This window comes from Paenibacillus forsythiae T98 (assembly GCF_000520735.1).
Taxonomy (GTDB): Bacteria; Bacillota; Bacilli; order Paenibacillales; family Paenibacillaceae; genus Paenibacillus_AQ; species Paenibacillus_AQ forsythiae.
On sequence record NZ_ASSC01000777.1, the window covers coordinates 1 to 7,084 of the forward strand.

The following is a 7,084-nucleotide window of genomic DNA, read 5'->3' on the forward strand; positions in this document are numbered from 1 at the left end:
AGAAACTCCACTTTGTCCGCAATCCCCAGCTCCGAGGCCAGCTTGCGGCACTGCGCCTGAAGCGGACCTTCTCCCGCGAGCAGAAGCTTCAATCCGGGTTCTTGAGCCAGGGCACGGGCCAGTGCGCGGAGGAGCAACTGATGATTCTTGTTCCCGTTGAATTCTGCGGCATAGAACATCAGGAAATCGTCCGGTCCGTAGGGAGAAGCCTGCCTGAGCCTTACCTTCTCCGCAGGCGTCACCGGCCTGAACCGGTCCGTATTAACGCCCACGCCATGCACATGCTCGATTTGCCGCGCTTTGAATCTCCGCCGGGCGGCCAAATGGTAATCTTCGTTGTTAATGGTAATCAGGCAGTCCGTCAGCCGCGCCAGCCCCTTCTCGACCGGATAATACAGCAGCCAGCTCGCAAGCGAAGAGCCTTGGCAGAAATGAAAGCCGTGGGCGGTATAGATCACCTGAGTTCCCTTGTTACGCGAACCGGCTGCTGCCAGCCGGGCCAGAACGCCGCCCATCGGCGTGTGGGCATGAATAATCCCGTAGTCATTCCGCCGTATAATCTGCTTCAGCTGCCGGTAAGCTTCCCAATTGCCCCGGCGAAGCGGCGACCGCTCAATCGGAATATTAAATTTCCTGTCTACATGGGGAAGCTCAAGCTCGCCTCCGGCCGCGACATGAACCTCCCAGCCGCGCTGCTTGAACCATTCCAGCACAGGCAAGTGAAACGCGCTGAAATGGAAATCTACCGTTGCGCAAAACAACACTTTTCGGGACATATGCCGTCTTTCCTTTCCGCAGCGTCTAGACGACCGTCGCTTTCATCAGAGGGGCCATTTCAAAGCGGTTGTTGGCGATATCAAGCAGCATGGTTCTCAGCTCTTCGATGGACAGCTTATCGTAGACCTGGAGCAGATGATTAATGGATTCAAAGTTCACCTCGTAAGACTTGCCGACATAAATCTTCGGATAAACCTGCGTTTCATGAACTTCCGTATCCCTCAGCAGCTCTTCATACAGCTTCTCTCCCGGTCTCATGCCCGTGAACTCGATGCCGATTTCCTGGGTAGAGTAGCCCGACATACGGATCAGATTCTTGGCCAAATCGACAATCTTGACCGGCTCGCCCATATCCAGCACGAAGATTTCTCCCCCGCGCGCCAGGGCCCCGGCCTGAATGACCAGCCGCGACGCCTCGGGAATCGTCATGAAATACCGGACCATATCCGGGTGTGTGACGGTTACCGGTCCGCCCTGCTCAATTTGCTTCCGGAACAGCGGGATTACGCTGCCGCGGCTGCCAAGCACATTGCCGAAGCGAACGGCGACAAACTTCGTTGCGCTGAACCGGTCCTGGTGCTGGATGATCATCTCGGCAATCCGTTTGGTTGAACCCATCACACTCGTCGGATTGACCGCCTTGTCTGTCGAGATCATAACGAAGGTGCCGACTCCCGCCAGACTCGCCGCCTGCGCGACATTCATCGTGCCGATAATGTTGTTCTTGACCGCTTCCTCGGGATTGCGCTGCATAAGCGGCACATGCTTGTGGGCCGCAGCATGATAGACAACATCCGGATGATGCAGTTGCATCAGGGTGATTATCTTGCTCTCATCCTGCAAATCCGCGATTTCGGTATAGAACTGGATGCCGGAGTCCCGGAACGTCGCTTTCAGCTCGATTTCAATCGTATAGATGCTGTTCTCCCCATGACCGAGCAGAACCAGCTTCTTGGGCCGGAATCTTGAGATTTGCCTGCACACCTCCGACCCGATGGAGCCGCCCGCTCCCGTGACGAGGACAACCTTATCCGTGACATAACCGGAAATCCGGTCAAGATCAAGCTGAACCGCTTCACGTCCCAGGAGATCCTCAACCTGGATGTCTCTGAACTGGCTGACGGCGACCTTGCCGCTCGCTATATCCTCCAGCATCGGAATGGTCTGCGTCTTGGCGGAGGTTTTGGCGCACTCGTCATAAATGGCTTTTAGCCGGTTCTTGGGAAGCGAGGGAATCGCGATGACAATATGCTCAATTTGATACCGCTCGGCCAGCCTTACAATATCTGCCGTTCGGCCGGCAACGGGAATTCCCATAATATCGAGGCCGAGCTTGTTCAGATTGTCATCAATAAAGGCGACCGGCTTCAGCTCCTTGTTCGAACCGGACATGAGCTGTCTTGCCACCATCGTTCCGGCCGCGCCCGCGCCGATGATCAGCGTCCGCTTGGCGCTCTCCGGCGTATTCTGCGTCTCCTGCTTGTCATGGGCCGCCCTGATGATCCGCCAGCAGAAACGCGACCCGCCGATCAGCAGCATATGCAGCAGCCAGGTCACCAGCAGCAGACGGTATTGAACGTTGCCCGAGAAGACCAATTGGACAGTGGCGGCGGCAATCATCGAGAACGTGACCACTTTGCTGATGAGAATAATTTCTTCAACGCTGGCATATTCCCAGGCTTTCTTGTACAAATGGTACACAAAGGCAAAGAGGTGATGACTGAGAAGCAGTGCAACCGAGCTGATAATCACCGGATGTGTAAATACATTAAAAGTGGCGCCGACGAGAAAGCTTCCTGCGAAAATAGCCGTCAACACAATCAACGAATCAAGCAGCATTAAAATCGTTAGCCGATGCATGCGAAACAACATTCGTCCGCTCCCTCCCAAAACGAATCCTTCCGGCAGCCGCCACCGCTTCTAACCCCGGTTAAGCAGGCTTCCCAAAATCCTTACCCTTCCGAAATCCAGCAGGCGCTTGGCCTCGGCAGCTTGCTTCTGCTTCGTCCTCCCGCTGCTTACTACCAACACGGCCCCATCGCACCGGCCCGCCAGCGCGACCGCATCGGGCGTTTCCAACACCGCCGGGCAGTCAAACAGAATCACCGTGTATTCCTGTCTTGCCCGGTCCAGAAATTCCGACATCGCCTGTGAATCCAGCAGATCCGCTGTGCCCGGGAGAGGCGACCCGCCGGGAATGACGGACAATCTCTCTATATCCGTCCGGTATACAATTTCCTCAAAATGAGTTCGGGAAGCCAATCCGTCGGAGAGCCCGGGCCACTGCTTGATGCCGAACACCTGGCCCAGAACCGGGCTTCTGACATTGGCGTCCACCAATAGCACCTTGTCTCCCCGCTGAGCGAAGCTGAGCGCCAGATTGGCGGCGGAGGTGGTCTTCCCTTCTCCCGGCGAAGGAGAGGTGACGACGAGCGAGAGCGGCTCCTTCTTTCCGGCTGCAATCCGGATATTATTCCGTATCCTCCTGTATTGCTCGGCTGCGGCGACCGTGGGACTGTTATGAACAACGAAGCATCCGTATACGACCCGCGAATCCAGCTTTTTCTCCCTATGAGCCAATGGCCTCACCTCGCACATACTCATTTTTCCGTTTGGATTTGCCGACTGAATCTTTGCGCTGCAGCCTGGAGACGGTGCCGAGTGAATCCACGCCCAATATACGTTCGAGCTCTCTTTCGGTGCGGAGGGTGTCATCCAGCGATTCCCGCAGCAGGGCAAGACCCAGGCCAATGATTAGACCGGCCATAATTCCCGCGATCAGCGCGCGATTGCTCGGCGGATTGACGGGGGAGGGATTCGGCGATGCCGCCGCTTCCGTAAGAACGCTGATTCCGTTAAAGCCCATCCGCTTGCTTACTTCCTCCGTGAACACGCGCACGATCGTATTGACGATCTGCGGGGCGACGGCAGGGTCCGGGTCCACAACCGAAATGATTGTAACAATGGAATTGTCAACGCTTCCTACACTGATTTGATTGCGCAAGCCTGAAGCCGACCTTTGCAGCCCCGACTCCCGGACCACCCGCTCCAGCACCACCGGCTCGCGAATGAACACTTTGATGGTGCTGAGCTGTTCCGGAGTAGCCGCGGGAATCATGATTCTTGCTGAAGAAGCGTACAGGGGCACTTCCGGCTGTGAGCTGTACAGACCGCCAAGCACGGCAAAAAGGACGGTTGTAAGTACAATGATCCATAATCTCCTTCTGATAACCGCAGCCCATTCCTTCAGATTGATTTCCTTGACCGGAACTCGGGATGAATGCTCCTTTTCGTATACCTCGCTCTCATCTTCCACATGTTCACCCACTTTAAAGAATGACTTCAATAAAGAACGTTTTTCATTAATTTTAGTTCTTTATATAGAACATGTCAACTATTAGTCCTGTTATTCTGGGGATGCTGTTCGTTTTTACGTCCGGTTAATTGTTCGTTTACACGCACAAAAAAAGGATGAACCAATGTGCTCATCCTTTCGCCCTATCAAAACAGCAGCTACTGCAATATATTATTATGAAATCTATCATTTGCCTTTAACGAAAGCTTCGCTTTAACCAGGATGTTGTCCTCTATCGTATAAGGAGGTGCTCCCAGGCCCGAATACTCGGTCGAAATACCCTTGGCCGGCAGATTGCTTGTAATTCTGTTCTTGCGGATGACCGCGCTCTGCACACGATAAGGCTCGCTTCGCTTCCAGTAGTCGTTGATTTTGATCAGCTCCATGCTGCTGGAGGACAGGTTATGGGCGTTCACTGCATTATTCTCCAGCAGAACGTTCCGGGCCGCCTGAATGCTGACAGCCTGCGCGCTGCCCGGCAGTTCAAAGGTAGAGTTCTTCACGGCCAGATTTAATTTCCTGTTCTCTGCATACAGCAGGCCCGCGCCCTGGAGGTTGCCCTTGAAGGTGCAGCCGTCAAACAAATAATCTCCGGCCAGAACGGCGGATAACGTGCCAAACTTCCCTTCTCCTGACGCTTCGAACTGGCAATTTCTATAGGTTCCCGGCGGCAGTGAAAGCCCGTATGCCGAGTTATAGCCGATGATCCTGAGATTCTCGAACACGCTTCCGGAAGCCGTATTTCCGGTAAAGCTCCTGAGAGACGGCTCTCCGGTGATGGTCACATTGGACAGGCGCAGAGGGCTCCTGTTGATGCTCAGGCCCGCATCCACCTTTTTCGTAATGTTGATATTGACATTAGAGACCTTGATTCCGTAAGCATCCTTTGCGCTCAGGGCGAGTGTTCCATTCGTGATCTCCATGCCATCAATGACGATATTAGGGCCCTCAAAATAGGTTATGGAGTCATTCATGGCATTGTTCCGAAAGACGGCATCATGATAGGCATAGATGCGCGCGCCGTCAAAATGATTGCCGGAAACTACCGCGTTCGTAAAAGGAGCGGAGACCGCAAGTCCGATGGCTTCCCTCGAAGCAAAATGATTGCCTTCCACCCAGGCGTTCCGTCCGTCGTACAGAATGACATCATACACGGCGTTGTTGTAGAACTCATTGTTTCTGATGCTGATATTGGTGTTCAGGTAGCCGTTCTCCCCGTATCCGCCTTCCACATCAATGCCGGATTGCGGCGCGACTCCCTTTATGTCATGGAGCAGATTCCCGGTAATCAGCACGTTGTCCGCCCCGCCGACCGTAATCCCCTGACGGCGGTTGAATGCAGACTCCGAATTTCTTACGGTAATATTCCGGCTGACCACACGGTTCCATACTTCCAGGTAGCCGCCCTTGGCCGACGCCTGATTAAATACGAGATGGCAGTAGGCGGCTCCGGCCGGAATATCCATTTGATCCCGGACCTTGGCCGATATCTTCTTGATGAACTTCCCGCTGCTCTGATAGAAATAGACCTCAAATGAAGGCGCCAGTCTCTGGACATTGGAAATTTCAAAGAGCTTCTCCGATTGCAGGATCGGTGCGGTAAGCGGAATCGGCTTTTGCGTGCGGATTTTACGCTTGTCGCTTACCGGAGTTCCTTTGGCGTCCAGCCCACCGGAAACAAACCACCCCTCATACAGATCCTTGATCAAGGTGCCAAAGCCGCCAATCGCTATCCCGTCTCCGGTGAAATTAACGGTCTTGACGCCGTCGATCACTACATTTGACGCCCCTTCAACCAGGATGCCGTATCCGTTCTCATGCGTGCCCGCGCTATGGGGATTGTCCTTTTTAGAGAAATCATGCTGCTGCTTGTCGCCGCTGTAAGTTCCGCCCTTGAGCGTTGCATTGGCAACCCCGTATCCCAGGAACATCGTTTCATAGCGCTCTTTTCCGCTTGCTTCCTTTTGCAGTACGGCGTCATCCGGCATAATGAACGTCATGTCGCTGACCATATTGATGCGGCTGTCCTTATCAATCAGGTAGGTTCCGGAAGGCAGCGCCACCGCCTTAACCCCGTCGTTATGCAGCTTTCTTAACGCTTCGTTAATGCCTTTGGTCGTTTCTACGGGATGAGTTCCGTCATTGTAGATATTCCACCTGGATAAATCAATGATCGCCGCCGGCGGGGCCGGGGAATTCTGGCCGTATATTTCCAGCGGCAGCAGCACAAGCAGCACAACGGTTAGAGGCACAATGAACCTCCGTAATTGTATGCGCATCCTTCTTCCTTCCTCCTGTTCAGATTCAATCCGCATATCATTCGTTCTTTAAAACGAACTGTCTTTTTCAGACTATCATGTTTTTTTTCGAATGGAAAGGCTTAAGTCCCAGCTTCAAAAAACAGTTCTTTAGTCCCCCAATATTTCCGCATTTCTCCCGTTTTTTGTCTTAAATGCGAAAATGTAAATACCGATAAACTTAGTCAGGCAGCGATTGCCAATTCTCAAATCGTGAAAAATCAAGAGAGGAATCCATATGAAAAAGACAATAAGTTTAATCGTCGCGCTTCTTACCGCCGCCATTCTGGGGCCGGTATCTCCTCGGGCAGAGGCGGAGAGTCCGGCGCTGTTCTCCGATATTTCGCCCTCGCACTGGGCCGTGAAGGAAGTAGTCCGGCTGCAGGAGCAGCAGCTGATTGGAGGCTATCAGGACGGAACCTTCCGCCCCGACAAGCTGATGACCCGGGCGGAGGCCGTCAAGCTGACTGTACGGGCAAGCGGCATCGAGGTTGATCCGAAGCCGGATTTGCGGCAGGCTCCGCCCGATGTTCCCCGGGCGTACTGGGCGCTCCCCTACATCATGGCCGCGAAGAAGTATAATCTTGTCGCCGGATATACGGAAGGACCTTTCCGTCCCGAGGACACGCTGACCCGCGCCGACATCGCCGTGCTC

6 protein-coding genes are annotated in these 7,084 nt (G+C 53.9%); 1 reads left to right on the forward strand and 5 read right to left on the reverse strand.

From position 1 onward, the window contains the following. From L692_RS0123680 to L692_RS0123700, 5 genes are all read right to left on the reverse strand, one after another. The coding region (locus L692_RS0123680) for a glycosyltransferase (RefSeq protein WP_025702429.1) at positions 1–776 on the reverse strand (776 nt) is incomplete at its 3' end. Positions 777–801: 25 nt separating this feature from the next. Continuing rightward, positions 802–2,649, reverse strand: a complete 1,848-nt coding sequence (locus L692_RS0123685) for a polysaccharide biosynthesis protein (RefSeq protein ID WP_025702430.1) — start codon at positions 2,647–2,649, stop codon at positions 802–804. A gap of 48 nt (positions 2,650–2,697) precedes the next feature. After that, positions 2,698–3,357 carry a CpsD/CapB family tyrosine-protein kinase gene (locus L692_RS0123690; RefSeq protein WP_025702431.1) on the reverse strand — a complete coding sequence of 220 codons (660 nt, stop codon included), beginning with the start codon at positions 3,355–3,357 and terminating at the stop codon, positions 2,698–2,700. After that, positions 3,347–4,093 carry a YveK family protein gene (locus L692_RS0123695; RefSeq protein ID WP_025702432.1) on the reverse strand — a complete coding sequence of 249 codons (747 nt, stop codon included), beginning with the start codon at positions 4,091–4,093 and terminating at the stop codon, positions 3,347–3,349. The genes L692_RS0123690 and L692_RS0123695 overlap by 11 nt, the downstream gene beginning before the upstream one ends. A gap of 197 nt (positions 4,094–4,290) precedes the next feature. Beyond that, complete coding sequence (locus L692_RS0123700) at positions 4,291–6,411, reverse strand: right-handed parallel beta-helix repeat-containing protein (protein WP_025702433.1); 2,121 nt, start codon at positions 6,409–6,411, stop codon at positions 4,291–4,293. 256 nt (positions 6,412–6,667) lie between these two features. Here L692_RS0123700 and L692_RS0123705 point away from each other — a divergent pair. Then, on the forward strand, positions 6,668–7,084 hold a 417-nt coding region (locus L692_RS0123705), incomplete at its 3' end, for an S-layer homology domain-containing protein (protein WP_025702434.1).

Excerpts from the sequence above, each read along its gene's own strand:
- L692_RS0123685 (WP_025702430.1), bottom strand. The coding sequence starts at position 2,649 with ATGTTGTTTCGCATGCATCGGCTAACGATTTTAATGCTGCTTGATTCG.
- L692_RS0123700 (WP_025702433.1), bottom strand. The coding sequence starts at position 6,411 with ATGCGCATACAATTACGGAGGTTCATTGTGCCTCTAACCGTTGTGCTG.